The 26272-nt window shown below is 28.9% G+C and carries 27 protein-coding genes and 1 riboswitch; of the genes, 25 read left to right on the forward strand and 2 right to left on the reverse strand.

The features are described 5' to 3' along the window. Positions 1-5: 5 nt before the first annotated feature. From ftsY to LPC13_RS01055, 10 genes are all read left to right on the forward strand, one after another. On the forward strand, positions 6-926 hold the full coding sequence (ftsY, locus tag LPC13_RS01010; protein ID WP_005213460.1) for a signal recognition particle-docking protein FtsY: 921 nt from the start codon (positions 6-8) through the stop codon (positions 924-926). A 269-nt stretch (positions 927-1195) separates the two neighbouring features. Continuing rightward, positions 1196-1525, forward strand: coding sequence for a putative DNA-binding protein (locus LPC13_RS01015; protein WP_005213459.1), 330 nt, complete (start codon positions 1196-1198; stop codon positions 1523-1525). A gap of 16 nt (positions 1526-1541) precedes the next feature. Then, positions 1542-2891 carry a signal recognition particle protein gene (gene ffh, locus LPC13_RS01020; RefSeq protein WP_005213458.1) on the forward strand — a complete coding sequence of 450 codons (1350 nt, stop codon included), beginning with the start codon at positions 1542-1544 and terminating at the stop codon, positions 2889-2891. Between the two features lie 40 nt (positions 2892-2931). Continuing rightward, the gene (gene rpsP / locus LPC13_RS01025; RefSeq protein ID WP_042396852.1) at positions 2932-3177 is read left to right on the forward strand and encodes a 30S ribosomal protein S16; all 246 of its coding nucleotides are present in this window, start codon (positions 2932-2934) and stop codon (positions 3175-3177) included. A gap of 55 nt (positions 3178-3232) precedes the next feature. Then, the gene (locus LPC13_RS01030; RefSeq protein ID WP_005213455.1) at positions 3233-3472 is read left to right on the forward strand and encodes a KH domain-containing protein; all 240 of its coding nucleotides are present in this window, start codon (positions 3233-3235) and stop codon (positions 3470-3472) included. A gap of 116 nt (positions 3473-3588) precedes the next feature. Then, positions 3589-4086 (forward strand): ribosome maturation factor RimM, encoded by a 498-nt coding sequence (gene rimM / locus LPC13_RS01035; protein WP_040419448.1) that lies wholly within the window; start codon positions 3589-3591, stop codon positions 4084-4086. Beyond that, positions 4076-4789 carry a tRNA (guanosine(37)-N1)-methyltransferase TrmD gene (gene trmD / locus LPC13_RS01040; protein WP_005213445.1) on the forward strand — a complete coding sequence of 238 codons (714 nt, stop codon included), beginning with the start codon at positions 4076-4078 and terminating at the stop codon, positions 4787-4789. The genes rimM and trmD overlap by 11 nt, the downstream gene beginning before the upstream one ends. Before the next feature lie 113 nt (positions 4790-4902). Next, positions 4903-5253 (forward strand): 50S ribosomal protein L19, encoded by a 351-nt coding sequence (gene rplS, locus LPC13_RS01045; protein WP_005213443.1) that lies wholly within the window; start codon positions 4903-4905, stop codon positions 5251-5253. A 205-nt stretch (positions 5254-5458) separates the two neighbouring features. Next, positions 5459-6412: a ribosome biogenesis GTPase YlqF gene (gene ylqF / locus LPC13_RS01050; RefSeq protein WP_005213440.1), complete on the forward strand. Its 954-nt coding sequence runs from the start codon at positions 5459-5461 to the stop codon at positions 6410-6412. Positions 6413-6477: 65 nt separating this feature from the next. Further along, positions 6478-7296: a ribonuclease HII gene (locus tag LPC13_RS01055; protein WP_005213439.1), complete on the forward strand. Its 819-nt coding sequence runs from the start codon at positions 6478-6480 to the stop codon at positions 7294-7296. Here LPC13_RS01055 and LPC13_RS01060 read toward each other — a convergent pair. Beyond that, positions 7293-7664 (reverse strand): YraN family protein, encoded by a 372-nt coding sequence (locus LPC13_RS01060; protein ID WP_040419445.1) that lies wholly within the window; start codon positions 7662-7664, stop codon positions 7293-7295. The two genes, LPC13_RS01055 and LPC13_RS01060, sit on opposite strands and share 4 nt — an antisense overlap. Before the next feature lie 167 nt (positions 7665-7831). Here LPC13_RS01060 and LPC13_RS01065 point away from each other — a divergent pair, with 167 nt between their 5' ends. The 14 genes from LPC13_RS01065 to ispG all read left to right on the forward strand — a co-directional run bounded on the left by LPC13_RS01065 (position 7832) and on the right by ispG (position 23092). Next, a complete protein-coding gene (locus tag LPC13_RS01065) occupies positions 7832-9355 on the forward strand; it encodes a YifB family Mg chelatase-like AAA ATPase (protein WP_234088471.1) in 1524 nt (507 codons plus the stop codon). A gap of 12 nt (positions 9356-9367) precedes the next feature. After that, a complete protein-coding gene (gene dprA / locus LPC13_RS01070) occupies positions 9368-10423 on the forward strand; it encodes a DNA-processing protein DprA (protein ID WP_195244484.1) in 1056 nt (351 codons plus the stop codon). Positions 10424-10469: 46 nt separating this feature from the next. Continuing rightward, positions 10470-12566 (forward strand): type I DNA topoisomerase, encoded by a 2097-nt coding sequence (gene topA, locus LPC13_RS01075; RefSeq protein ID WP_005213329.1) that lies wholly within the window; start codon positions 10470-10472, stop codon positions 12564-12566. 159 nt (positions 12567-12725) lie between these two features. Beyond that, a complete protein-coding gene (gene codY, locus LPC13_RS01080; RefSeq protein WP_234088472.1) occupies positions 12726-13502 on the forward strand; it encodes a GTP-sensing pleiotropic transcriptional regulator CodY in 777 nt (258 codons plus the stop codon). 393 nt (positions 13503-13895) lie between these two features. Beyond that, a complete protein-coding gene (gene rpsB / locus LPC13_RS01085; protein WP_040419433.1) occupies positions 13896-14597 on the forward strand; it encodes a 30S ribosomal protein S2 in 702 nt (233 codons plus the stop codon). Positions 14598-14682: 85 nt separating this feature from the next. Beyond that, the gene (gene tsf, locus LPC13_RS01090) at positions 14683-15594 is read left to right on the forward strand and encodes a translation elongation factor Ts (protein WP_005213322.1); all 912 of its coding nucleotides are present in this window, start codon (positions 14683-14685) and stop codon (positions 15592-15594) included. Positions 15595-15666: 72 nt separating this feature from the next. After that, positions 15667-16380, forward strand: coding sequence for a UMP kinase (pyrH, locus tag LPC13_RS01095; RefSeq protein WP_005213320.1), 714 nt, complete (start codon positions 15667-15669; stop codon positions 16378-16380). A gap of 10 nt (positions 16381-16390) precedes the next feature. Beyond that, positions 16391-16948, forward strand: a complete 558-nt coding sequence (frr, locus tag LPC13_RS01100) for a ribosome recycling factor (RefSeq protein ID WP_040419430.1) — start codon at positions 16391-16393, stop codon at positions 16946-16948. 116 nt (positions 16949-17064) lie between these two features. Further along, complete coding sequence (locus tag LPC13_RS01105) at positions 17065-17823, forward strand: isoprenyl transferase (protein ID WP_005213317.1); 759 nt, start codon at positions 17065-17067, stop codon at positions 17821-17823. A gap of 20 nt (positions 17824-17843) precedes the next feature. Next, the gene (locus tag LPC13_RS01110) at positions 17844-18638 is read left to right on the forward strand and encodes a phosphatidate cytidylyltransferase (protein ID WP_234088473.1); all 795 of its coding nucleotides are present in this window, start codon (positions 17844-17846) and stop codon (positions 18636-18638) included. A gap of 207 nt (positions 18639-18845) precedes the next feature. Beyond that, the gene (locus LPC13_RS01115; protein ID WP_040419428.1) at positions 18846-19826 is read left to right on the forward strand and encodes an AI-2E family transporter; all 981 of its coding nucleotides are present in this window, start codon (positions 18846-18848) and stop codon (positions 19824-19826) included. A gap of 9 nt (positions 19827-19835) precedes the next feature. After that, positions 19836-21011, forward strand: a complete 1176-nt coding sequence (dxr, locus tag LPC13_RS01120) for a 1-deoxy-D-xylulose-5-phosphate reductoisomerase (protein ID WP_005213312.1) — start codon at positions 19836-19838, stop codon at positions 21009-21011. After that, positions 21011-22030 carry a M50 family metallopeptidase gene (locus LPC13_RS01125; RefSeq protein ID WP_005213310.1) on the forward strand — a complete coding sequence of 340 codons (1020 nt, stop codon included), beginning with the start codon at positions 21011-21013 and terminating at the stop codon, positions 22028-22030. Before dxr ends, LPC13_RS01125 begins: the two co-directional genes overlap by 1 nt. 12 nt (positions 22031-22042) lie before the next feature. Continuing rightward, a complete protein-coding gene (gene ispG, locus LPC13_RS01130; RefSeq protein ID WP_005213309.1) occupies positions 22043-23092 on the forward strand; it encodes a flavodoxin-dependent (E)-4-hydroxy-3-methylbut-2-enyl-diphosphate synthase in 1050 nt (349 codons plus the stop codon). 575 nt (positions 23093-23667) lie between these two features. On the opposite strand, the gene rbr is transcribed toward ispG, so the two are convergent. After that, positions 23668-24258, reverse strand: a complete 591-nt coding sequence (gene rbr / locus LPC13_RS01135) for a rubrerythrin (protein ID WP_005213308.1) — start codon at positions 24256-24258, stop codon at positions 23668-23670. Between the two features lie 164 nt (positions 24259-24422). Between rbr and fliB the strand changes: the two genes are divergently transcribed. Continuing rightward, entirely contained in the window at positions 24423-25559 is a 1137-nt protein-coding gene (gene fliB / locus LPC13_RS01140) for a flagellin lysine-N-methylase (protein ID WP_005213307.1), read from the forward strand. Positions 25560-25661: 102 nt separating this feature from the next. Further along, positions 25662-25825: riboswitch (M-box (ykoK) riboswitch) on the forward strand. Positions 25826-26272 lie beyond the last annotated feature (447 nt).

Consider the following 26272-nt stretch of genomic DNA (forward strand, 5'->3'; position numbering starts at 1 on the left):
ATAATATGTTTGGGAAATTGTTTAATAACTTAAAAAATGGATTAACTAAAACAAGAAATGCATTAACTGACAAAATTAATGAGGCTTTAAATTTAGCTGTAACAATTGATGAAGATTTATACGAAGAATTAGAAGAAATTCTTATAATGGCTGATATTGGTATGGATACTACAATGGAAATCATAGAAAAGCTAAAAGATAAAATAAGAAAAGAAAAGATAAATGATGTAGAACTTGTAAGACCTGCTTTAAAATCAGTTATAGCTGAAATGATGAAGTCTGGTGAAAAAGAAGAGGAAGAAGAAAACTATGAAAATGATAAGGAAGTAGTTTTAGTTATAGGAGTTAATGGCGTTGGTAAAACTACTAGTATAGGAAAGCTTGCAGCAATGAATAAAGCTAAAGGTAAAAAAGTTTTATTAGCAGCAGCAGATACATTTAGAGCAGGTGCTATAGATCAATTAGTTGTTTGGAGTGAAAGAGCTAAAGTTGATATAGTTAAACATGAAGAAGGTTCAGATCCGGCAGCAGTAGTTTTTGATGCTATAAATGCATCGAAATCAAGAAATGTTGATTTGCTTATTTGTGATACTGCAGGGAGACTGCATAATAAAAAGAATTTAATGGATGAGTTAGGAAAAATAAATAGAATAATAGATAGAGAAATGCAAGGAGTTAAAAAAGAAACTTTACTTGTATTAGATGGTACTACAGGACAAAATGCTATAATTCAAGCAAAGCAATTTATGGAGGTTTGTCCGATTGATGGAATAGTATTAACTAAATTAGATGGAACTGCAAAAGGTGGAGTTGTAATATCTATTAAAAATACTCTTGATATACCAGTTAAGTATATTGGGGTAGGAGAAGGAATTGATGATTTACAAGAGTTTGATGCAGAAAGTTTTGTAGAAGCATTATTCTAGTAAAATTTTAGATAAGTCAAGCAATAAATTAAAATTTATAATTTATTGCTTGATGATTATATTAAAATAAAAAAATGTTGCTAAAAAGTATTTTTGTAATTAAAATACTAGAGTAAAGGAAAAGTTTTAAATTATTTAAAGTATAGGAAAGACACTGTTTACAAGCGTTATACTTAAGGTCAAATAAAAAAATAAAAGTGTTAAGTAAAAATACTTGACACCCTAATATTATTCTGTTAAAATCTCAGATGTGGGTAAGGTGATTGGATATGGAAGATAGAGTTGAGATTTCGTTATTAATGGATTTATATGGAGCATTACTAACGGAAAAACAAATTAACATTATGGAACTTTATTACAACGATGATTTATCCTTAGCTGAGATTGCCGAATTAAACAATACGAGTCGACAAGCGATTCATGACCTTATAAAACGATGTTATAAGCAATTTTTATCCTATGAGAGTAAATTAAATTTACTTGAAAAGTCTTTAGAAAAAGAAAGCAAAATAGCAAGTGTTTTAGATGACCTTAAAATTAAGTATTCATTAAATGATGAAGATTACATAAATTATAAGGAAAGGCTAGAAAGTTTATAGGCGTAGGAGGGTTAACATGGCTTTTGAAGGTTTAGCTGATAAGTTACAAGAAACATTTAAAAAACTTAGAGGTAAGGGCAAATTAGGCGAAAAAGATATTAAAGAAGCCATGAGAGAAGTAAAGCTTGCATTATTAGAAGCTGACGTTAATTTCAAAGTTGTAAAAACTTTTGTAAAAAATGTTAGTGAGAAGTGTGTTGGTAGCGAAGTGTTAGAAAGTTTAACACCAGCTCAACAAGTTATAAAGATTGTAAATGAAGAGCTAACTGATCTTATGGGAGGTAGTGAAAGTAAAATTAACTTCTCTAGTGTAGGGCCAACTGTTATTATGTTAGTTGGGCTTCAAGGAGCAGGTAAAACTACAATGTGTGGTAAACTAGCACTACAATTAAGAAAAGATAAGAATAAAAAGCCTCTTTTAGTTGCTTGTGATATTTATAGACCAGCAGCTATAAAACAATTAGAGGTAGTAGGAAAGCAAATTGACATTCCAGTTTTCCAAAAGGGGGATAAAATTAACCCTGTACAAATTGCTAAAGAAGGTATACAATATGCAAGGGAAAATGGAAATAATGTTGTAATTATAGATACAGCTGGTAGACTTCATATAGATGAAGAATTAATGACAGAACTTAAAGATGTAAAGGCTGAAGTAAATCCTTCAGAAATATTACTTGTTGTTGATTCTATGACAGGTCAAGATGCAGTAAATGTTGCAGAGACCTTCAATGAAGCGCTTGATATCTCAGGAGTTATATTAACAAAACTTGATGGAGATACAAGAGGTGGAGCTGCCTTATCAATCAGACATATGACTCAAAAGCCAGTTAAATTTATTGGTGTTGGGGAAAAGATGAATGATTTTGAAGTATTCCATCCAGATAGAATGTCTAGTAGAATTCTTGGAATGGGTGATGTACTTTCATTAATTGAAAAAGCTCAAGAAGCTATTGATGAAAAAGAGGCTAAAGAGCTTGGACAAAAGATGATGGAAAATGATTTTACTTATGATGACTACTTAACTGCAATGGATCAAATGAAAAAGTTAGGGTCTATAAGTAAACTTATGGAGATGATACCAGGAATTCCTAAAGAACTTAAAGATGTTGATTTTGATGCTGGTGAAAAAGAACTTGCAAAAGTAAGATCAATAATTTATTCTATGACTCCAAAGGAAAGAAGAAATCCTAAACTAATAGTTGGTTCTTCTTCAAGAAAGAAGAGAATAGCAAAAGGATCTGGTACAACACTACAAGATGTTAACAAACTCATAAAAGGACATGAAGTGATGAGAAAGCAAATGAAGCAAATGAAATCACTTACTAAAAAGTCCAAGAAAGGTTTATTTGGTAAATTACCTTTTTAAGAGTTTATATATAAATAACCCTTTAAAGGAGGTGAAATTAATGGCAGTAAAAATCAGATTAAGAAGAATGGGTGCTAAGAAAGCTCCTTTCTACAGAGTTGTTGTTGCTGATTCAAGAAGCCCAAGAGATGGTAGATTCATCGAAGAAATCGGGTACTACAATCCAATAACAGAACCTGCAGAAATCAAAATCGATGAAGAAAAAGCTACAAAATGGATAAACAATGGTGCTCAACCTACAGACGTAGTTAAGAGACTATTCAACACAGTAGGTCTTAACAAGTAATTTTTAGGAGGTGAACTCTGCAAATTACATTAGTACATAGTATTTGCAGACTCTTATGAAAGATTTAGTTGAAATAATTGCTAAGTCCCTAGTGGATAATCCTGAAGAAGTTCATGTAAATGAAATTCAAGGAGAGCAAGGCTTAATTCTTGAATTAAGGGTTGCTCCTGAAGATATGGGTAAGGTAATCGGTAAACAAGGTAGAGTAGCGAAAGCTATTAGAACCGTAGTAAAAGCCGCAGCACTAAACGAAGATCAAAAAGTAGTAGTTGAAATTATCGATGTAAAGAGTTAGGATTTTCCTAACTCTTTTTTATTTTTGATATTTTTTAAAAAGTTTGGTATAACTAATATGTAAAAATAAAATAATAATTGTTATTAAAAATTAAGTTAACATAAGAGGTGAAAACGGTGAGTAAGAATTTAAAGGTTGGAAAAATAGTAAATACTCATGGATTAAAAGGAGAAGTAAAGGTAATTCCTTTAACTGATGATCCAAGAAGATTTGATGATTTAGAATATGTATTAATTAATGGCAAAGAAGTTAATATAGAAAGATGTAAATATCAAAAGGATAGAATAATAGTAAAGTTAGAAGGTATAGATAAAATAGAAGATGCTGAAAGACTTAAAGAAAAATTTATGGAAGTTGAAAGAGAAAATGCAGTTGAATTAGAAGAAGACTGCTACTTCCTTGCAGATTTAAGAGAATGTACTGTTTTTGATACAGAAGGTAAAGAGTTAGGAAAAATTTACGATGTAATTCAAACTAAAAATAATGATGTATATTGGATAAGAAAGCCTAAAGAACTTTTAATACCTGTATTAAAGAGTATAGTTCTTGATATTAATATAGATGAGAGAAAAATAACAGTTAGACCAGTAGGAGAATGGATGGATGAAGATTAATATTCTAACTCTATTCCCAGAGATGTTTGATATTTTCAATCATAGTATAATAGGAAAGGCTCAAGATAAGGGATTAATAGAAATAGAGCCTATAAATATAAGAGATTATACTTTAAATAAACATAAGAAGGTAGATGATTATCCTTATGGTGGTGGAGCTGGTATGGTTATGTCAGCGCAACCAGTAGTTGATTCTATAAGAGCTTGTAAGAGAAATAATAATGGGAAAGTTATATTTTTAGGGCCTAAAGGAAAAACTTTTAATCAAAAATTAGCAAGTGAACTTTCAAAAGAAGAAAACCTAATTTTTCTTTGTGGACATTATGAGGGAATTGATGAAAGGGCATTTAAAGAAGTTGATATGGAGATTTCTTTGGGCGATTTTGTATTAACAGGTGGAGAGATGGCAGCTATACCAGTCATAGACTCTATTTTAAGATTAGTACCAGGTGTTTTAAATAAATCAGAAAGTCATGAAGATGAATCATTTTCCGAAGGACTACTTGAATATCCACAATATACAAGACCAGAAGTTTTTGAAGGAGAAAGTGTTCCGGAAGTATTAATGTCAGGACATCATGAGAATATAAGAAAATGGAGAAGGTTAAAATCTCTTGAGATAACTAGAGAAAGAAGACCTGATTTATATAAATATGTTGAGCTAACAAAAGAAGATAAAAAAATGTTGAATGGTAAAAAATAATTGCTTGAAATATAAGAATACTTATGTTACAATAACTTTTGTGTTAGTACGGGCGTTCCGCTGTCAAAAAAATTTGTTAAGAGCGTCAATTATCATTTAGGAGGGAATACACAATGAACGAAATTTTAAGAGCTATAGAAGCAGAACAAATCAGAAATGACTTACCAGAATTCCACGTTGGGGATAATGTTAAGTTACACGTTAAAGTTAAAGAAGGTAACAGAGAAAGAATCCAAATGTTCGAAGGTACTGTTATTAAAAGACAAAACGGTGGTTTAAGAGAAACTTTCACAGTAAGAAGATTAGCTTACGGTGTTGGAGTTGAAAGAACTTTCCCAGTTAACTCACCAATCATCGAAAAGATGGAAGTTACTAGAAGAGGTAAAGTTAGAAGAGCTAAGTTATTCTACTTAAGAGATAGAGTAGGTAAGGCTGCTAAAGTTAAAGAATTATTAACTAGATAATTTAAGTTGATAAGATATGAAGGGACTTAGTATTAAGTCCCTTTTTTCTTGCAATAATATAAATGAAATTCTAAAATTAGAATTTATAAAATAAATTTATTCATTTAATATATTAAAACTTAAATTTGTTAATAGGGAATATTGTTTTGGATGTAAAGAAAATGTCAACAATAAAATATATAGATTCATAAGAGGAGGTAGCATTATGGCACAAATAAATTGGTTCCCAGGTCATATGAAAAAAACTCAAAGAGAAATAAAAGAAAATTTAAAACTTGTAGATGCTGTAATAGAAATTAGAGATGCTAGAATTCCAAGAAGTTCAGCAAATCCTGATATCGATAAATTATGTAGCGGAAAGCCAAGAATAATTCTTTTAAATAAAAGTGATTTAACAGAAAGTAAGGTTACAAAAGCTTGGATTAAGGAATTATCTAATGAAAATGTAAAAGTACTTGAAGTTAATTGTTTAAGAGGTCAAGGATTACAACAAATTAAGCCAGCACTTTTAGAATTATTAAAAGAAAAGCATGAGAGAGCTAAGGCTAAGGGATTAGTTAAATTTATGATGAGAGTTATGGTAGTTGGAGTACCTAACTGTGGTAAATCTACATTTATAAATAAAATGGCAAAAAATAATATTGCTAAAACAGGAGATAGAGCTGGTGTTACTAAGAGTAAGCAATGGATAAAAACAGCTTTTGATATGGAAATGTTAGATACTCCAGGAGTATTATGGCCAAAATTTGAAGATGAAACAACAGCTTTAAATTTAGCTTTTACTGGAGCTATTAAAGATGAAATTATGGATATAGAAGAATTAGCATATATGCTAGTTAAAAGACTGCAAAAATATTATCCAAATGAACTTAAGGCTAGATATAAGATAGAGGAAGTTTTTGAAGACCCATTAGAAACTTTAGATGCAATAGCGAGAAAAAGAGGTTGTTTAGTTTCTGGTGGCGCAATTGATTATAATAGAATAGCAGTAATGCTTTTAGATGAATTTAGAGGCGGAAAAATTGGTAATATATCTTTAGAGCGTCCAGATGATGTTATTGAGGAAAAGAAGGTTATAAAAAAAGAGGAAACTGCATTAGATAGAAAAAGAAGAATAAGAAAAGAGAAAAGAAGAGAAAAGAAAAATGAAAAAAGATAATATAGATATATTAAAGGTAAATATTTACGAACTAACTTTTAAAGTTATTAAAGGAGTAAATTAGCATGGAAATATTAAATAAAGATATATCTAAATTGAATTATAAAGAATTAAAAGAAATGGTTTCTGTTATTGATATTAAGCAATTATTACATAGTGAAGAACTTGAAAGAGTAATTACTAAATTAGCTAAAGATAGTAGAAAAAATGTAAATGCTTTAGGTGTTAAGCTTCAAAAAGATATTAAAAAGTTACAAGATGAAATTAATAGAGTTAGAGGTATGTATGATTTCGATAAATCTTTTGGAGATTATAAAGTTGTTGCAGGAGTAGATGAAGTAGGGAGAGGGCCACTTGCAGGACCAATAGTATCATGTGCTGTTGTTTTAGACTTAAATGTTATAGATGATGAGTTAATACTTTATATTAATGACTCTAAAAAGTTAAATGAAAAGAAAAGAGAAGAATTAGCAGAGATAATTAAGGAAAAAGCATTAGCATATTTTATATCTTCACGTAGTGCTAAGGAAATTGATGAAAAAGGTATTGGAGTTTGCAATAATGAGGTTTTCTTAGAAGCTTGTATGAACTTAAAGATAAAGCCGGATTTAGTTTTATCTGACGGATATACTGTAAAGGGAATACAAATAGATAATAAATCTGTAATTAAAGGAGATACTAAATCAGCTTGTATAGCTGCTGCATCTATTGTAGCCAAGGTATATAGAGATAATTTAATGAAAGAATATAGCTTAAAGTATTCAGGTTTCGCTTTTGAAGAGAATGCTGGATATGGAACAAGTAAACATATTGAAGGACTTAAAAAGTTTGGGCCTACAGAAATACATAGGTTATCGTTTTTAACTAATATTTTATCAGATTAATAAGTTCTAAAAGCATCTTTTAAATGATTTAATTTGAAGAAGTCATTGGAATTATTTAAATTAATTTCAATGACGTCATATCTAATATTATAATTAAAGTATTTTTTTGAAAGTATATAAAGATTTGAAAGTTTTATAATTTGTTTTTGCTTTGAGTAGGTTACTGACTCTATTGGATTACCATATGAGTTAGTATACCTACTTTTTATTTCGCAAAAAATTAAAATATTATTAAAAGTACAAATTATATCTATTTCACCAACTTTATTTCTAAAATTCATATCTAGAATTTTATATCCATTACTTTTTAAATATTCTGCTGCAATTTTTTCGCCATAATCACCAATAGCCTTATTATACTTTTTCATAAAACCACCTCTTAATGTAAATTTATAAACTTGGGATTTAATTAGTTGAATTTGCATAGTTTATTTAAATGTTAGACTATAAAATTTTTTTTATTCAAAAATAGGTTAAATAAATAAATCAATGTCAATAATGAAGAAATAACTATAAAAATGAAAGGAAAGATTTTATGGCTTTAAATATAATTAGTGTTACACATAGGGGATTAGAAGGAATTCTTATAAATGTTGAAGTGGATATAATAAAAGGTATTCCAAGTTTTAATATTGTAGGATTGCCAGATGTGTCTATAAGAGAATCCAGAGAAAGAGTAAGACTTGCTATTGTAAATAGTGGATATGAATTTCCGTTAGGGAGAATAACAATAAATTTAGCACCAGCAGATGTTAAGAAGATAGGAAGTCTTTTAGATTTACCAATTGCTATAGGTATATTAATGGCATCCAATCAAATTAAAGAAAAACCTTTAGATAAATATATAATATTTGGAGAATTATCTTTAAATGGTGAATTAAAGGGTGTAAAGGGTGCAATACCTATAATATTTGAAGGAGAAAGTAAGAAAAAGAATAATTTTATATTTCCACTTGAAAATTTAAAAGAAATGAGAAATTTTGTGCTTGGAAATTTCTTTCCTTTTAAAAATTTAAATCAAGTAATTTCATATATAGAAAATGAAGATTTATTACCATATGAGGGTAAAGTAAGAAATATAAAGGAAAAGATTAACTGTATTGATTATGGAGATATAATAGGACAGTACACATCTAAAAGAGCTATGGAGATAGTAGCAGCAGGCAAGCATAATATAATGTTATTTGGTTCTCCTGGATCAGGAAAGAGTATGTTGGCAAAAGCCTTACCATCAATTTTGCCACCTTTAACTATTGAAGAACAACAAGAAGTTGCAAAGATATATAGTGTATCTTCTATGTGGGAAGATGGATATAATTTATCAAGACCATTTAGAGCACCACATAATACTATAACCAAAACTGCATTGATTGGTGGAGGAACAGATATAAAACCAGGGGAGATAACCTTGGCACATAATGGGGTGTTGTTTTTAGACGAAATTTTGGAGTTTAAAAAAGATGTACTAGAGCTTTTAAGGCAACCATTAGAAGATGGAGTAATAAGTATTTCAAGATTAAAAGAAAGCTATATACTGCCAAGTAATTTTATTTTAGTCGGAACTTTCAATCCATGTCCATGTGGAATGTATTTGGAAGAAGGAAATGAGGGACTTTGCAAGTGTAGTGAATTAGAGAGAAAAAGATATATAAATAGGATATCAAGGGCATTATTAGATAGAGTTGATTTACTTAACTTTGTGCCAAGAATAAAATATGAGGAGATTACTAAGGAAAAAGATAAAGTTGATTCTGACAATATGCGACAACGTGTTATTTTAGCTCGTGAAATGCAAAATTATAGATTAGAAGGAACGAAATATAAGTATAATTCTGAAATAGTAGGTAAAGATGTTTTAAGATTATGTAAATTAAGTTGTGATGGTAAAAGAATATTAGAAAATTATTATAGTAAATATAGTATAACATTAAGAGGGTATACAAAAATAATAAAGGTTGCAAGAACAATAGCGGACTTAGACGGAGAAGAAATTATACAAGATTATCATATAATAGAAGCTATGGGATATAGAAAAAATGTATTTGGAGATATATTATAAAAGGAGGAGTTTATGAATAGCTATCAAATATGGTTAATTACTAATGAAATTACTAACGCTTGTAAGATTGATTTGATAAATAAGTATAATAATGAAGAAAATATTTATAATAATATTGATAATATAATAAGAAATGAAGAGTTTAAAAAGTATAATTTAAATAAATTAAAAGAATATTCTTTAGATAAAGAAGAAGAGTTGAAAATAGAATTATTAAAAGAAGATATTAAATATGTAACATATTCTGATGAAAAATATCCAATTAAATTAAGGGAAATAAATAATCCTCCATATGTATTGTTTTATAAAGGAGATATTGAATTATTAAATTTTAATATGGCTGCAATAGTAGGTTCAAGAAAAAACTCTATGTATGGAAAAGAGGTAACTAAAGTTATAGTATCTGAATTAAAGAAAATTAATTTTGGAGTTATTAGTGGTGTTGCATATGGTATAGATTCTATAGCACATAGAGAAATTTTAAGGCTAAATGGGAAAACCATTGGAATTTTAGGTTGTGGAATTGATATCATATATCCTAAAATAAATAGAGATTTATATACTAATATAATTAAAGATGGATTATTAATATCAGAATTTTTACCAGGAACTAAGCCATTATCTTATAACTTTCCAAGAAGAAATAGAATTATAAGTGGATTAAGTGAAGGTGTTATAGTTATAGAAGCCTCTAATAAAAGTGGTTCATTAATAACAGTAAATTATGCTTTAGAGCAAAATAAAAATGTAATGGCGGTACCAGGGAGTATTTTTAATGAAGGAAGCAAGGGATGTAATTTGTTAATAAGAGATGGTGCATTTCCTTTTTTAGAAAGAGAAGATTTATATTCTTTTTTTAATATAACTAAAGTCAAAGAAAATAATATAGGGAAAAATAGTATTGAAAATCAATTATTAAATGTAATACAAAAAGAGCCTATTCATATAGATAAAATAATTGAAAGTGTAAAAGTTGACAGAATAGCTTTATTTGAGTTATTATTTGAACTGCAAAACAAAAATGAAATTATTTGCCTTCCAGGTAATTATTATGCGAAGATAAGTTAAATTTTTAGGGGGTGAAAACTCCTGAGAGGATATAGGAGTTGATGGTATGGGACAAAATCTTGTTATAGTTGAGTCGCCTGCAAAAGCAAAGACAATAGGGAAATATTTAGGTAAAAATTATATAGTTGAAGCTTCTATGGGACATGTAAGAGATCTGCCTAAAAGTAAATTAGGTGTTGATATAGAAGATAACTTTACTCCGAAATATATAACTATTAGAGGAAAAGGTGAACTTATAAGTAAATTAAAAAAAGCAGCTAAGAAAGCTGATAAAATATATCTGGCAACCGACCCTGATAGAGAGGGAGAAGCCATATCTTGGCATCTAGCTAATATTTTAAAGATTTCAGAAGATGATGCATGTAGAATAGTTTTTAATGAAATAACTAAAACTGCAGTTAAATCATCAATAAAAGAAGCAAGAAAAATTAATTTGAATTTAGTAGATGCACAACAAGCAAGAAGAATAGTAGATAGATTAGTTGGATATGAAATAAGCCCTATATTATGGAAAAATGTAAAATGGGGATTAAGTGCAGGTAGAGTTCAATCTGCTGCATTGAAATTAATTTGTGATAGAGAAGAAGAAATTAAAGCTTTTGAGGCAAAAGAGTATTGGACAGTTGATTGTATATTAAAAAAGGAAAGAAAAAAGTTCCCAATAAAATTAACTAAATACGAAAATAAAAAAATTGAAATAAATAATGAAGAAGAGGCCAATAAGATAATTGAAAACTTAAAAGGTAATGAGTTTAAGGTGCATAAGGTTAAAAAAGGAAAGAGGGTTAAGAATCCGCTTCCTCCATTTACAACTAGTACCCTTCAACAAGAAGCTTCAAGAAAGCTTAATTTTATAACAAAAAGAACCATGTCTATAGCACAAGCACTTTACGAAGGGGTTGATGTAAAGGGATATGGAACAGTAGGGCTAATTACTTACATGAGAACTGACTCAGTAAGAATATCAGAAGAAGCTCAAGAAAAAGCAATTGATTTTATTAAGGAAAATTATGGCGATAAGTATATTCCAGAAAAGTTAAGAGTTTATAAAGGTAAAAAGAATATACAAGATGCTCACGAAGCTATAAGACCATCACATATAGATATTACTCCAGAAAAGGCAAAGGAAAGCTTAACTCCAGAGCAATATAAATTATATAGCTTAATTTGGAAAAGATTTATTGCAAGTCAAATGGAATCATGTGTATTAAATACAAATAGCATTGATATAGTTAATGGAAAATACAATTTCAAGGCATCAGGATCTAATATAGATTTTGATGGATTCATGAAAATATATGATTATACTACAGAAGATGATGAAAATGATGTAGCTTTACCAATACTTGAAGAAGGTGAAGTTTTAGATGCAGCATCAATAGAAGGGAAACAACATTTTACTCAACCGCCAGCGAGATATACGGAAGCATCTTTTGTAAAATTATTAGAAGAAAAAGGAATAGGAAGACCAAGTACTTATGTTCCAACTATTTCTACAATTTTAAGCAGAGAGTATGTAGTTAGAGAGAAGAAAAATCTAATTCCAACAGAACTTGGATTTATAGTTAATAATATATTATCAGATTATTTTAAACAAATAGTTGATGTTGATTTTACTGCAGATATGGAAAGAAAACTTGATGATATTGAAGAAGGAAATGAAGTATGGACTAAAGTTGTGGAAGAGTTCTTTGCTCCTTTAAAAGTTGCTATTGATAAAGCAGAAAAAGAAATATCAAAGGTAGTTATTGAAGATAAGGTAAGTGATGTACCATGTGATAAATGTGGTAGAATGATGGTTATTAAGAAAGGTAGATATGGAACATTCTTAGCATGCCCTGGATATCCAGAGTGTCAAAATGCAAAACCAATAGTTGAAGAATTAGATGTACCTTGTCCTAAGTGTGGAGGAAAAGTCCTTGTAAAGAGAAGTAAGAGAGGCAAAAAATTCTTTGGATGTTCTAATTATCCAGAATGTGATTTTGTAAGTTGGAATGAACCAATTAAAGAGCCTTGTTCAGAGTGTGGTAGTTATATGACTATAAAATTCTCAAAAACAAAAGGAAAATATGCTTTATGTTCAAATAGTGAATGTGGTAATATTAAACCATTAGAAAATGAAAACGAAAAAGAAAAAGAATAAAAATCTAATTCCCATTTTAAAACTTTTGTCGAATGGATGTAAAAAATGTTGTAAAAGTTTTTTTGATATGATATTCTTAAAAGAGTATAGTATCAAAAAAATTTGAAAATTTAAAATATTCACATTTTAAGAGAAAAGCTATGATGGGGGGATGATTAAATGTCATCGTTATTAAATAAAACTAGAAGGTTAAATAAAATTTTACAAAAGGGCGGAAAAGATCCAGTAGTATTTGATGATTTATGTAAGCTTTTAAGTGAAGTTTTATCATGTAATGTTTATATAATTAGCAGAAAAGGAAAGGTATTAGGACATACTTTTTTAGAGGATTTTGAATGCGATATTATGAGGAATTACGTGATTAATGAAGGAAGATTACCAACTTCATATAATGACCTTCTTCTTAAAATAACAGAAACTGTAGCAAATACTAAAAGCAATGGTAATTGCGTATTTAAAGGTGAAGGTGCTTGTACAGTTGCAGATAAAATTTCTACTATAGTTCCTATTATAGGAAATAGAGAAAGAATGGGGACACTATTACTTGCTAGATTTGGAGAAGAGTTTACTGAAAATGATTTAGTTTTAGCTGAACATAGTACTACTATTGTAGGAATGGAAATGTTAAGAGCTAAACAAGATCAACTAGAAGAAGAAGCAAGAAAGAAAGCTGTAGTTCAATTAGCTATAGGAACTTTATCTTATTCAGAGCTTGAAGCTGTAGAACATATTTTTAATGAACTAAATGGAAATGAAGGTCTATTGGTTGCATCTAAGATAGCAGATAAAGTTGGAATAACAAGAAGTGTTATTGTAAATGCATTAAGAAAATTTGAAAGTGCTGGAGTAATTGAATCTAGATCTCTAGGAATGAAGGGAACTCATATAAAAATATTAAATGAAAAATTAGTAGATGAGTTAAAGAAAATTAGATAGTAGAATATAAGAGTTGCTAACTAATATATAAAATATAATAATTAAAGATTTAGTTTTAAATTATTATATACTATATTAATGTAGCAACTCTTTTATATTTATGTGTTTATAAATAAAAATATAAAAAATAAATGATACATAGTATAGAAGTAACAATAAATTAATATTAAATTTTAAGGAAATAGAGTTATTATTTTATCTAACTATGGAAAGAATATAAAAAGAATATTAATTTAAAAGATTAATAAAAAAAATATTGCTAGGATAGAAAGCTTATGATATACTAACCTAGGTAACAAAATACGCACACAGTCTAATTTATAAAGATGGTGCCTTTCAGTAGGAAACTTTATAAGAATGAAGATTGTGGAGGAAAAACCAGGAGGTAACAAAATGTCAGTAATATCAATGAAACAATTATTAGAAGCAGGCGTTCACTTTGGACACCAAACTAGAAGATGGAACCCTAAGATGGCTCCATATATATTCACAGAAAGAAATGGAATATATATAATAGATCTTCAAAAGACAGTTAAGAAGGTAGAAGAAGCTTATAACTTCATCAGAGAAGTATCAACAGAAGGAAAAGACATTCTTTTCGTTGGAACTAAGAAACAAGCTCAAGAAGCTATCCAAGAAGAAGCTATAAGATCAAACATGCACTTCGTTAACAACAGATGGTTAGGTGGTATGTTAACTAACTTCAAAACTATCAAAACTAGAATCAAGAGATTAGAAGATTTACAACAAATGGAACAAGATGGTACATTTGATGTTTTACCTAAGAAAGAAGTAATCAAATTAAAAGCTGAAATGGAAAAATTACAAACTAACCTAGGTGGTATAACTAACTTAGACGTTAACAACATTGGAGCTATGTTTGTAGTTGACCCAAGAAAAGAAAAGAATGCTATATCAGAAGCTAAGATCTTAGGAATCCCAGTAGTAGCTATCGTTGATACTAACTGTGACCCAGAAGAAGTTGATTACGTAATCCCAGGAAACGATGATGCAATCAGAGCTGTTAAATTAATAACTGCTAAATTAGCTGATGGTATAATCGAAGGAAGACAAGGCGAACAATTAGCTGAGTAATTATTTTAAGAGGTAGGTGAGGGTAACTTCATTTACCTTTTACCCTAAAATAAGGTTTACATTTAATGTTAAGGAGGAATTAAGGATGATAACTGCTAAATCAGTTAAAGAATTAAGAGAAATGACTGGTGCAGGAATGATGGACTGCAAAAAAGCTTTAGTTGAAACTGAAGGAAATATAGAAAAAGCTGTTGAATTTTTAAGAGAAAAGGGATTAGCTGCTGCTGCTAAAAAAGCTGGTAGAGTTGCTGCTGAAGGTATAGTTAAGACTTTCGTTTCTGCAGACAAGAAAACTGCTGCTATGGTAGAAGTTAACTGTGAAACAGATTTCGTTGCTGCTAACGAAGAATTCGTTACATTTGCAACTAAAGTTGCAGAATTAGCTGCTAACACTTCAGCTACAACTGTTGAAGAATTAGTTGCTGAAAAAATGGATGGAGAAGCTACTGTTACTGAAGCTTTAACAGCTTTAATCGCTAAATTAGGTGAAAATATGACAGTAAGAAGATTCGTTAAATTCAACATTGAAAACGGAGCTATAGCTAGCTACATTCACGGTGGTGGAAGAATCGGAGTTATGGTAGAAGTTGCTTGTAACGTTGAAAGCGATGTATTAGAAGAAGTTGCTAGAGAAGTTTGTATGCAAGTTGCTGCTGCAAATCCTTTATTCTTAAGCAAAGAACAAGTTGATAACGAAGCTTTAGAAAAAGAAAAAGAAATCTACAGAGTTCAAGCATTAAATGAAGGAAAACCAGAAAATATCGTTGAAAAAATGGTTATGGGAAGAATTCAAAAGTACTACAAAGAAGTTTGTCTTTTAGATCAAGCATGGGTTAAGGATGGAGATAAATCAATAGCTAAATTCTTAGAAGAAAAATCTAAAGAAGTTGGTTCTCCAATAACTATCACTAGATACGCTAGATTCGAAAGAGGAGAAGGTATCGAAAAGGTTGAAGAAGACTTCGCTGCAGAAGTTGCTAAGACTATGGGTATGTAATTACCAAGAGAACACTTTTGTGTTCTCTTTTTTTAAAGAAAAGAGTACATATTATTGTAGGAGGAATTTTTTATGGCAAATTGTGCATATAAGAGAGTGATGTTAAAAATCTCAGGTGAAGCTTTATCAGGTGCAAACGGATACGGTTTTGATTTTGATGTAGTTGGAAGAATTGCAAGAGAAGTAAAAACTTTAGTTGATATGGATGTTGAAGTTGGTTTAGTTGTAGGTGGAGGAAATATATGGAGAGGTAGAAGTGGTGAAGGTATGGATAGAACTACTGCTGACCATATGGGAATGCTTGCAACTTGTATAAATGCTTTAGCACTTCAAGATGCTTTAGAAGGAATTGGTGTACATACACGTGTACAAACTGCAATAGAAATGAAAGAAATTGCAGAACCTTTTATAAGAAGAAGAGCCGTAAGACATTTAGAAAAAGGTAGAGTTGTAATTTTTGGAGCAGGTTCAGGGAACCCTTATTTCTCAACTGATACTGCAGCTGCACTAAGAGCAGCTGAAATTGAAGCCGATGTAATACTTCTTGCTAAGAATGTAGATGGTGTATATGATAAAGATCCAAATAAGTTTGCAGATGCTAAAAAATATGATAAACTAACATATATGGAAGTAATTGAACAAGGATTACAAGTAATGGATACTACTGCTACAACTTTATGTATGGATAATAATATTCCAATACTAGTTTTCGGTATTAGTGAAGAAGGAAACATTAAGAAAGTAATGGAAGGTCACAAGATAGGTACAATTGTATCTAAAAAATAGGGAGGATTGTATGATTAAAGAGTTAATAAATAATGCGGAATCAAAAATGCAAAAAACAATTTCTGTTTTAAAATCAGATTTATCAACATTAAAAGCTGGAAGAGCTAATCCAACTATGCTTGATAGAATTCAAGTTGAAGCTTATGGCGGATTATGCCCAATTTCTCAAGTAGGAAATGTTTCAGCACCAGAACCAAGAATGTTAGTAATTACTCCTTGGGATAAATCTCTTTTAAAAGATATTGAAAAAGCTATTTTAAAATCAGATTTAGGAATAAACCCTTCAAATGATGGAAGTATTATAAGATTATTAATTCCAGAATTAACTGAAGAAACAAGAAAGAATCTTGTTAAGAATGTTAAGAAAATAGGTGAAGATGCAAAAGTTGCAATCAGATCTATAAGAAGAGATGCTAATGAAAAGATTAAATCATTAAAGAAAGACGGACATATTTCTGAAGATGAAGTTAAAAAAGGTGAAGAAAGTGTTCAAAAGAAGACTGATCAATACGTTAAAGAAATAGATACATTAGTAGTAGCTAAGGAAAAAGAGATTATGTCAATTTAAAACCTGCTATATAGCAGGTTTTTTTCTTAATCATAGAGAAAAGCATTTATAAGCTTTAATTACAATTGTTAATATTAATAGTATTAGTTTGTTATAAAAAGTTGGAGGCAAGAGTAATGTTTAGTTTTTTTAAAGCTAATAAAGATGATGAAAATATAAATTTTGAACTAGATAAAGATAATATTCCAAAGCACGTAGCTATAATAATGGATGGTAATGGCAGATGGGCGAAAAATAGAAACTTGCCAAGAACCATGGGTCATAAAGCTGGAGTTGAGACTATTAGAAGAGTAGTAAAAGAAGCAGATAGATTAGGTATAAAATACATAACATTATATGCTTTTTCAACTGAGAATTGGAAAAGACCCAAGGATGAGGTAAATGCTTTAATGAAGCTTTTAGTTCAATATTTAAGACAAGAAGTAGTAGGACTTCACGAGAATAGAGTTGTACTTAGGGTTTTAGGTGATATTTCTGCTTTACAAGAAGAATGTAGAAAAGAAATAGATGACGCTATAGAATTAACAAAAGATAATAAAGGATTAGTTTTAAATGTTGCTTTTAATTATGGTGGTAGAGATGAAATAGTAAGAGCTGTAAAAGGTATAATAAATGATGTTGAAGATGGAAAAATAAAAAAAGAGGATATTAATCAAGATTTATTTTCAAACTATTTATATACAAAAGATTCGCCAGATCCAGATTTAATAATAAGACCTTCTGGAGAACAGAGAATTAGTAATTTCTTATTATGGCAATGTGCTTATTCAGAGTTTTGGTATTCTAATGTAAATTGGCCAGATTTTAAAGAAGAAGATTTACAAAGAGCAATTTATGAATATCAAAATAGAAACAGAAGATTTGGTGGAGTTTAAAATTTTTGGAGGTGAAAAGTTTGAAAATAAATAGCAGATATATAGGAGCTGTAGTATTGGCTCCATTATTAATTTTTGTATTTTTAGGTGGATTACCATTAAAGTTATTTACAATTGCATTATCAGTATGTGGTTTATATGAGTTTTACAATGCATTAAAAACTAAAAATATAAAAAGTATTCCTATAATAAGTTATATATTATTAGCAATTTATTATATTATTAATAATGATTTTGAAAAGATGATGTATATTTTAGTTTTAGCCGTAGTATTATCTTTAATAATTCCAATTATAGATTTGAAGTATTCATTTATGGATGTTGCAGTAACTATCTTAGGTTTTACTTATGTAGTAATATTATTTAGTTTTATACCATTAGTTAACAATAAGGTTAATGGACAATATTTAGTATGGTTAATTTTCATTGGATCATGGCTTAGTGATACTGTAGCATATTACTTTGGAAGATTTTTTGGGAAACATAAGCTATGTCCAAAGGTTAGTCCAAAGAAGACCATAGAAGGTTCTATTGGAGGACTTTTAGGTGCTACTTTAGGATGTGGAATATTTGGTATAATAGTAAGTCCATATGTACCAGAAGTTGCTATAGTTCATTTCTTCTTAATTGGAGCTCTTTGTGGAATAATGGGTCAATTTGGAGATTTAGTTGCATCATCAATAAAAAGATATGTAGATTTAAAAGATTATAGTAATTTAATACCAGGGCATGGTGGAATATTAGATAGATTTGATTCTATTTTATTTAATGCAGTAGTAGTATTTTATTATTTAACATTTATAGTAGGTATTTAAAATTAATAAATAGTTTATATTTATATTAATTTAGGAAAGCACGAAATTAAGATATTCTTAATTTCGTGCTTTTTGGTTAAACATATAAAGCTAATATTTATGTATAACTAAAGTAAAGTTATAGTATATATATTATGATAAGAAGTTAGAGTTTCTTTTAATAATAACTAGCTTTTTATTAAATATATAGAATAGGATTTATTTAATATGAGATTTTATAATAGTTATAAGAAAAATTATCAATATGAAAAGTTACTATCATTGGTTTTATTACTTGGATTATTTATTATTTTAACTTACTTAATAAAAAATTATTTCAAACCATTTTTAACCATTATCATTTTGTCGATGCTTTGTAAACCTATAGACGATGCATTAAGAAGGATAAATATTAATGAAAAAATTTCAGGGGCATTAACCATATTAATAATAAATGTTATGATGTTTTGCTTTATTTTTTATTTTGGAAATTCAATATTTAATTTAATAGAGAAAATTTATACAAACTATTTAGGTGAAATTAGAGAGTTAATTCAAAATATAAAAAATACTATGGGTATTGATATTGAAGAAATATTGCAAAATAATAAACAAGTCTTTACATCAAATACATTTAAAAATGGATTAGTGGTTACAGGACAGGGAATATTATCATATATAGTAGCTAATATCACAGTTTATTTTTTTATTGTAGATAGAAAATTATTTTTTAGAGTGTTAAATAGAATATTACCTTATAATGTTATTTATACAATAAGAAAAAAAAGAGATAATTTACGAGAAGTATTAAAAATTGAAGTAATTTTAGTTTTTATATGTATGATAATAACAATAATTGGATTTTTAATTTTAAGAATACCTAATGCTATATTTTTAGGTGTTGTTTGCGGAATTTTAGATATACTGCCATATGTAGGAACTATAATTGTATTTATTCCAATTATAATATACAATATAATAATAAAGAAGTATCTACTAGTAATAGGATTAATAGCACTTTATTTGTTACTTCAAATAGTTAGAGAAATTTTAGAGCTAAAGTATTTAAGTTATAAATTAGATATACACCCGTTAGTAGTACTATTATCTATGTATATAGGTGCTGAAAGTTTTGGAATAATAGGTATATTAGTAGGGCCTATATATTGTTTATTAGCAAAAGATATAATTTATGAAGAGAACATTTAGGAGGTATAAATGAAAAACATATCAATTTTAGGGGCAACAGGTTCCATAGGTACTCAGACATTAGATGTAATAAGACAATCAAATGGTGAAATTAAGCTTTTTGGTATTACTGCTAATTCATCAGTTGATAAAATGAAAGAAATAATAGAAGAATTTAATCCTAAGTATGTTGGAATGATGGATGAATCTTGCTCAGAAGTTATAAAAAATTATTGTATAGAAAAAAATAAAAATATAGAAGTTTTTAGTGGAATAGATGGATTAATCAAAATTGCCACTTTAGATGAAATAGATACAGTAGTTACTTCGGTAGTTGGAATGATTGGATTAAAACCAACAATGGCTGCAATAGAAGCTAAAAAGGATATTGCTTTAGCAAATAAGGAAACTTTAGTGGTTGCTGGTGAATTAGTAATGAATAAAGCAAAAGAGATGGGAGTTAAAATATTACCAGTTGATTCAGAGCATAGTGCAATTTTTCAAAGTTTAAGTGGATATAAAAATAAAGATATAAATAAAATAATATTAACTGCATCAGGTGGTCCTTTTAGAGGGAAAAATATAGATGACTTGAAAGAAGTAACTGTAAAAGAGGCATTAAAGCATCCAAAGTGGAATATGGGACAAAAAATTTCTATAGATTCAGCTACATTAATGAATAAAGGATTAGAAGTAATAGAGGCACATTTTTTATTTGATACTAGCTATGATAATATAGAAGTAGTTGTTCATCCTCAAAGTATAATTCATTCAATGGTAGAATATAAGGATGCTAGTGTGATTGCACAATTAGGTTCACCAGATATGAGATTACCAATTCAATATGCTTTAAATTATCCAGAAAGAAAAGGTATGATAGCACAACCTATTAATTTTTATGAAATATCACAATTAACATTTGAAAAACCAGATATGGATACATTTAAATGTTTAAAGCTTGCATATAAAGCAGGAAAAATTGGAGGATTAGCTCCAACGGTATTAAATGGTGCAAATGAAGAAGCAGTTGCATTGTTATTAGAGGAAAAAATAAAATTCCTACAAATAGCTGAAATCATTGAAGAATGTATGAAAGTATTTGAAAAGCAATATAGTAATGAGTTAACGTTAGAAAATATTATAAATTTAGATAAGAGTGTAAGAGAGTATATAAGAAGTAAATGGGAGTTAGGAGTGAATAATTAATGTATATTATAATGGCAATTTTAGGCTTTAGTTTATTAATAATAGTCCATGAACTTGGGCACTTTATTATGGCTAAGGTAAATGGTATTAAAGTAGAAGAATTCTCCATTGGTATGGGACCAGAAATATTTTCAAAGCAAGGTAAAGAAACTCAATATTCATTAAGATTGTTTCCAATAGGCGGATATGTTAAAATGCTAGGGGAAGAAGAAGTTAGTGATGATGAGAGAAGTTTCTCAAGTAAATCACCTTTAAGAAGAATATCAGTGATTTTAGCTGGTGCAACAATGAATATTATTTTTGCCATAGTTGTATTTAGTATCTATTTTACTAATATAGGTTTTAGTGAACCAGTAGTAAGTAATTTTTTAGAAAGTTCGCCAGCTCAAGAAGCAGGGCTTGAAATAGGAGATAGAATTATAAAAATAGATGGATCTAAAGTATTTACAGCAAGTGATGTTTCTATAGGTATTCAACTTGCAAAAGGTAAGGAAATCGAATTACTTGTAGATAGAAATGGAATAGAGAAGGAGCTTACAATTACTCCTAATGTTGTAGAAGTTAATGGTACTACAGCATATCAAATAGGATACTATAATACAGTAGTTGAAAATCCAAGTATTGCTCAGGCGATAAAACATACTTTTAATGAAACTATTTCATTAGTAGGGCAAACATATAAGAGTTTAAAACTTATGGTTACAGGAAATGTTAACTTTAAAACAGATGTTGGTGGGCCTGTTACTATAATAAAAATGTCAGGGCAAGCAGCTAAAAGTGGTATAGCAACATTAGCATACTTCTTAGCTTTTATTAGTATAAATTTAGCTGTATTTAACTTATTACCATTCCCAGCCCTAGATGGAGGATGGACAGTTATATTATTAATAGAACTTATAACAAGAAGAAAGGTTCCAGATAAAATAGTTGGAGCTGCAAATTATGTAGGATTTATGATTTTAATAGGATTTATGATTTTAGTAACATTAAAAGATATACTATTCCCTATTAAATTATAGGAGAGATTAAAAATGGAAAGAAAAAAAACAATAAAAGTTAAAGTTGGATCTGTATATGTTGGTGGAGATTCGCCAGTTTCAATTCAGTCAATGACTAATACAGATACAAGGGATGTAGAAAAGACATTAGCTCAAATTAGAGCACTTCATATAGCTGGTTGTGAAATAATAAGATGTGCAGTTCCAGATATGAAAGCTGCAGAAGCTATAAAAGATATTTGTGCAGGTTCACCAATACCTGTAGTAGCAGATATTCATTTTGATTATAGATTAGCACTAAAGTGTGTAGAAAATGGAATTAGTGCTATTAGAATAAATCCAGGTAACATTGGAAGTGTTGAAAGAGTAAAAGCTGTTACAGAAGCTTGTAAGGAAAAAAATATTCCAATAAGAATAGGTGTAAATTCAGGGTCTTTAGAAAAAGATATTTTAGAAAGAGATGGTAAGCCAACAGCTAAAGGTCTTGTTGAATCAGCATTAAGACATGTTAAAATACTGGAAAAATTAAATTTTAATGATATAGTTATATCAATTAAATCTTCTGATGTTCCTATGATGATAGAAGCGTATAGATTAATGAGTAAAGAGTGTAATTATCCTCTTCACTTAGGGGTTACTGAATCAGGGACTGTATTTAGAGGAACTATTAAATCTACATTGGGAATAGGAACTTTACTTGCTGAAGGAATTGGAGATACTATAAGAGTATCATTAACTAGTGATCCTATAGAAGAAATTAAGGTGGCAAAGGAAATGTTAATTGCCTTAGGTTTAAGAAAGCAAGGAATGACATTTGTATCTTGTCCTACTTGTGGAAGAACTCAAATTAACCTTATAAAGATTGCAGAAGAAGTTGAAAAAAGGCTTGAAAACTGTAATAAAAATATTAAGGTTGCTGTTATGGGATGTGTAGTAAATGGTCCTGGCGAAGCAAGAGAAGCAGATATTGGTATTGCTGGTGGTAACGGTGAAGGATTAATATTTAAAAAAGGTGAAATTATAAAAAAAGTTAAAGAAGAAGATTTGATTGAAGAGTTAATGAGAGAAATAGAAAATTTATAGAAATATAGAAGGTAAGCTAAAGGAAATGCGTTAGCTTACCTTTTTAATAGTAAAGAATAAAAAAGGCTCCTAAAAATACAACGGGTTCCGTTTCTAGGTGCAAAAGTTGCTAAAAAGGTTGAAATCTCAAGAGAAATCACACTATGATTCACACATAAAATCACATAGTTGGTTTCTCTTATTTTATGGCTTAAATACTAGGAATACCATTATTTTAAATACTAATATATATTAAAAATCACATACATAATCACATATAAAATCACAGGTATTTTTAAAAAATAATAAATCTATTATCTTTGTGAATTGATATGTGATTTTACAAATAACATCTTTAATAAAAAAGGCTTTATAGAATATTTTAGTAAAATATGTTAATATAATATTAAATAAGTGATGAAGAATTGTATTAATATATTACGAATTAAATAAAAGTGGAGTTAAGAATATTTTAATTCCACTTTTTGCTATTTTAACTTTGTGATTAGGGTTGCGATTTTAGGTGTGATTTTATATGTGATTACATCACTTTGCACCTTAAAACGGAACCCGTTGCTAAAAATAGGAGCTTTTTATTATTCAAAATTAGAATTTTCGAAAGGAATAAAATAGCCTTGAGGATGAGCGCAAACAGGGCAAGCTTGAGGTGCTTCAGTACCTTCGTAAATAAAGCCACAATTAGTACACATCCATTTAATTGATTCATTTCTCTTAAAAAGTGTTCCGTTTTCAAGTTCTTGAGCATATTTATTAAATCTTTCACTATGAACTCTTTCAACTGAAGCAATTTCTTCGAAAAGAGTAGCAATTGCATCAAAGCCTTCTTCTTTTGCTATTTTACTAAATTCAGTATAAATTTCATTTCCTTCTGCAGATTCATGTTTTGCAGCAGATTTCAAAAGAACTAATGTTGAAGTTTCAACTTCAGCTGGATAAGATGCTGTAATATCTATTTCTTGGCCTGTAAACTCTTTTAATCTTTTCATAAATTCCCAAGCATGAGCCTTTTCTTGATTAGCTGTATATGTAAAGAGTTGTTCTAAAATAGCATATTTTTCATTTTTTGCTACAGAGGCAGCAAAAGTATATCTATTTCTAGCTTGACTTTCACCTGCGAAGGCACGCATTAAATTTTCTTTAGTTTTACTATTATTTAGATTAATCATGTTATCAAACCTCCAATTATATAAATTTATTATTAATCAGAGGCATGGGAAATATACGTAAATTATTTACTTAGTAAATAATTTAGTTACATAACATGAGGTTTTGATGTATTATAGAAAAGAAATAATCTATATAAAACTTAATATAATGATTGGAGAAAAATATGAAAGTAAATATGTTTATACCAAAATATATGGCAGATTTTAAATGTATAGGCTCAGAGTGTGTAGATACATGTTGTGCAGGATGGGATATAAATATAGATGAAAATACCTTTGAAAAATATGTTAATAGCAAAGGTGAGCTTAAAGAGTTAGTGCAAGGTAAATTTAGAGAAAATAAAGAAAATGAAGATTTTTTAAATAAAGGATTTATGATTCTTAAAGAACAGAATAAATGTCCCTTTTTAAATGATGATATGCTTTGTGACATACATGGAAGAATTGGTGAGGAAAATCTTTGTATAACATGCAAAAGGTTTCCAAGAGTATATAATATTATAGATGGTATATATGAAAAATCAGGTTTACCATCTTGTGAAGAAATTTGTATTAAAGCTTTTTTAAATAAAGAAAAAATGGAATTTATTGAAATAGAAGAGGATATAGATGAATCGGCAATTGAAATAAGAAGAATTATTGATACAGAAGCTTTTGAAGGAACAGATAGCTTACTTCAATATTTTTGGGAAATAAGAGTAAATTCAATAAATATAATACAAAATAGAAGTTTTTCTATTGAAGAAAGATTAAATATATTAAAGTATTTTTATAGAGAAATAGAAAAGAATTATAAAATGCTAGACTTTGAGTCTATAGAAAATATTTTAGAAGATTTTAGTGAAAATACTATAGACTTAGAGCTTTTAAAAGGTAAAGCTTATAATGAAAGTAATGAATTTTATTTAAGTCTTATAGATGAAAGGTTAATAGAAAATATAAAAGGGATAAGATTAAAAGAGTGTATTTTAGAATATACAAATGCAATTGAAGGATATGATATAAATAAATATAGCAGTGAACTTTCAAAAAAATTAGAAAAGTATTCATTTATATTTGAAAATTATTTAGTTAATCAAATATTTAAGGATTTGATTCCATTTAATAAAGGAGAAGACTTAACATTAAGTGTGGATGTATTAATAAATAGTTATAGAATAATAAAAGCTTATACAATAGGGCTTTCATTAAATTCTAAAATGCTACTAGATGAAAAAATTATTATAAAAGTTATACAAAGTTTAAGTAAGGATATAGAGCATAATAAGGTATTTAAAAATTTATTAGAATCAAAAATATAGAACGGTAAAATAACTTACTATAAATTGGTTAGTATGGAGAAATAAAAAAATTGACAATATAGATAGTATAGGAATATTATGAATAAGGAATTAATTTAATAAAATATAGATTGTTAGGTGAGGTTCCTATAGAGACAAATGCTACTGCCCAGAAAAATCTAGAGATTCCAATGGGTTAGCAGTAATCATCGCCAAGGTGATTTCTAATGTAGCTGATCAATTAAGATCTACGCTCTATAGTGCTAAAGCTCTACAAAATGAGAGTTATGATGTAAGTATAAGGCTTTTTTCTTGTAGAGAAAAAAGTCTTTTTTGTGTGTGCCCAGCATGGGCAACAACTTGACGGTGAAAGTCCGTTGTGGGCTTGGTAGTGGGAACCACTAGCCAATGACAATGGTGTCCATTGTGAAGTGGAATCTGAAGGAAGTCGGAGGCAAAGTCTCGGTCTGAGGAACACGAACTACATACGAGGCTTACTAAGGTCGGACGAGTCTGCACAACAAGATAAAGTCCAACACTACCCGAAACCTTAGGAGTAAATGTAGCAGATATATGAGATGAAGGTTGTTGTTCTTACCTGGGGAGGTCTGATAGATATATTGCTAATAAAGATGAACTTCTAAAGCAATAACCTATATAGTGATATATAGCTGAACTATCAGAAGTCAGCAGAGGTCATAGTAACTCCGCTAATCGCGATAGCGGACGAAGGA

This window comes from Clostridium celatum (genome assembly GCF_021412605.1).
In the GTDB taxonomy this organism is placed as follows: Bacteria; Bacillota; Clostridia; order Clostridiales; family Clostridiaceae; genus Clostridium; species Clostridium celatum.

Excerpts from the sequence above, each read along its gene's own strand:
- dxr (WP_005213312.1), top strand. The coding sequence starts at position 19,836 with ATGAAAAACATATCAATTTTAGGGGCAACAGGTTCCATAGGTACTCAG.
- rpsB (WP_040419433.1), top strand. The coding sequence starts at position 13,896 with ATGTCAGTAATATCAATGAAACAATTATTAGAAGCAGGCGTTCACTTT.
- codY (WP_234088472.1), top strand. The coding sequence starts at position 12,726 with ATGTCATCGTTATTAAATAAAACTAGAAGGTTAAATAAAATTTTACAA.
- LPC13_RS01055 (WP_005213439.1), top strand. The coding sequence starts at position 6,478 with ATGGAAATATTAAATAAAGATATATCTAAATTGAATTATAAAGAATTA.
- LPC13_RS01125 (WP_005213310.1), top strand. The coding sequence starts at position 21,011 with ATGTATATTATAATGGCAATTTTAGGCTTTAGTTTATTAATAATAGTC.
- ylqF (WP_005213440.1), top strand. The coding sequence starts at position 5,459 with ATGGCACAAATAAATTGGTTCCCAGGTCATATGAAAAAAACTCAAAGA.
- LPC13_RS01060 (WP_040419445.1), bottom strand. The coding sequence starts at position 7,664 with ATGAAAAAGTATAATAAGGCTATTGGTGATTATGGCGAAAAAATTGCA.
- fliB (WP_005213307.1), top strand. The coding sequence starts at position 24,423 with ATGAAAGTAAATATGTTTATACCAAAATATATGGCAGATTTTAAATGT.
- ftsY (WP_005213460.1), top strand. The coding sequence starts at position 6 with ATGTTTGGGAAATTGTTTAATAACTTAAAAAATGGATTAACTAAAACA.
- ffh (WP_005213458.1), top strand. The coding sequence starts at position 1,542 with ATGGCTTTTGAAGGTTTAGCTGATAAGTTACAAGAAACATTTAAAAAA.
- LPC13_RS01015 (WP_005213459.1), top strand. The coding sequence starts at position 1,196 with ATGGAAGATAGAGTTGAGATTTCGTTATTAATGGATTTATATGGAGCA.
- trmD (WP_005213445.1), top strand. The coding sequence starts at position 4,076 with ATGAAGATTAATATTCTAACTCTATTCCCAGAGATGTTTGATATTTTC.
- LPC13_RS01030 (WP_005213455.1), top strand. The coding sequence starts at position 3,233 with ATGAAAGATTTAGTTGAAATAATTGCTAAGTCCCTAGTGGATAATCCT.
- rbr (WP_005213308.1), bottom strand. The coding sequence starts at position 24,258 with ATGATTAATCTAAATAATAGTAAAACTAAAGAAAATTTAATGCGTGCC.
- LPC13_RS01065 (WP_234088471.1), top strand. The coding sequence starts at position 7,832 with ATGGCTTTAAATATAATTAGTGTTACACATAGGGGATTAGAAGGAATT.
- LPC13_RS01105 (WP_005213317.1), top strand. The coding sequence starts at position 17,065 with ATGTTTAGTTTTTTTAAAGCTAATAAAGATGATGAAAATATAAATTTT.
- pyrH (WP_005213320.1), top strand. The coding sequence starts at position 15,667 with ATGGCAAATTGTGCATATAAGAGAGTGATGTTAAAAATCTCAGGTGAA.
- ispG (WP_005213309.1), top strand. The coding sequence starts at position 22,043 with ATGGAAAGAAAAAAAACAATAAAAGTTAAAGTTGGATCTGTATATGTT.
- LPC13_RS01115 (WP_040419428.1), top strand. The coding sequence starts at position 18,846 with ATGAGATTTTATAATAGTTATAAGAAAAATTATCAATATGAAAAGTTA.
- rpsP (WP_042396852.1), top strand. The coding sequence starts at position 2,932 with ATGGCAGTAAAAATCAGATTAAGAAGAATGGGTGCTAAGAAAGCTCCT.
- topA (WP_005213329.1), top strand. The coding sequence starts at position 10,470 with ATGGGACAAAATCTTGTTATAGTTGAGTCGCCTGCAAAAGCAAAGACA.
- dprA (WP_195244484.1), top strand. The coding sequence starts at position 9,368 with ATGAATAGCTATCAAATATGGTTAATTACTAATGAAATTACTAACGCT.
- tsf (WP_005213322.1), top strand. The coding sequence starts at position 14,683 with ATGATAACTGCTAAATCAGTTAAAGAATTAAGAGAAATGACTGGTGCA.
- frr (WP_040419430.1), top strand. The coding sequence starts at position 16,391 with ATGATTAAAGAGTTAATAAATAATGCGGAATCAAAAATGCAAAAAACA.
- rplS (WP_005213443.1), top strand. The coding sequence starts at position 4,903 with ATGAACGAAATTTTAAGAGCTATAGAAGCAGAACAAATCAGAAATGAC.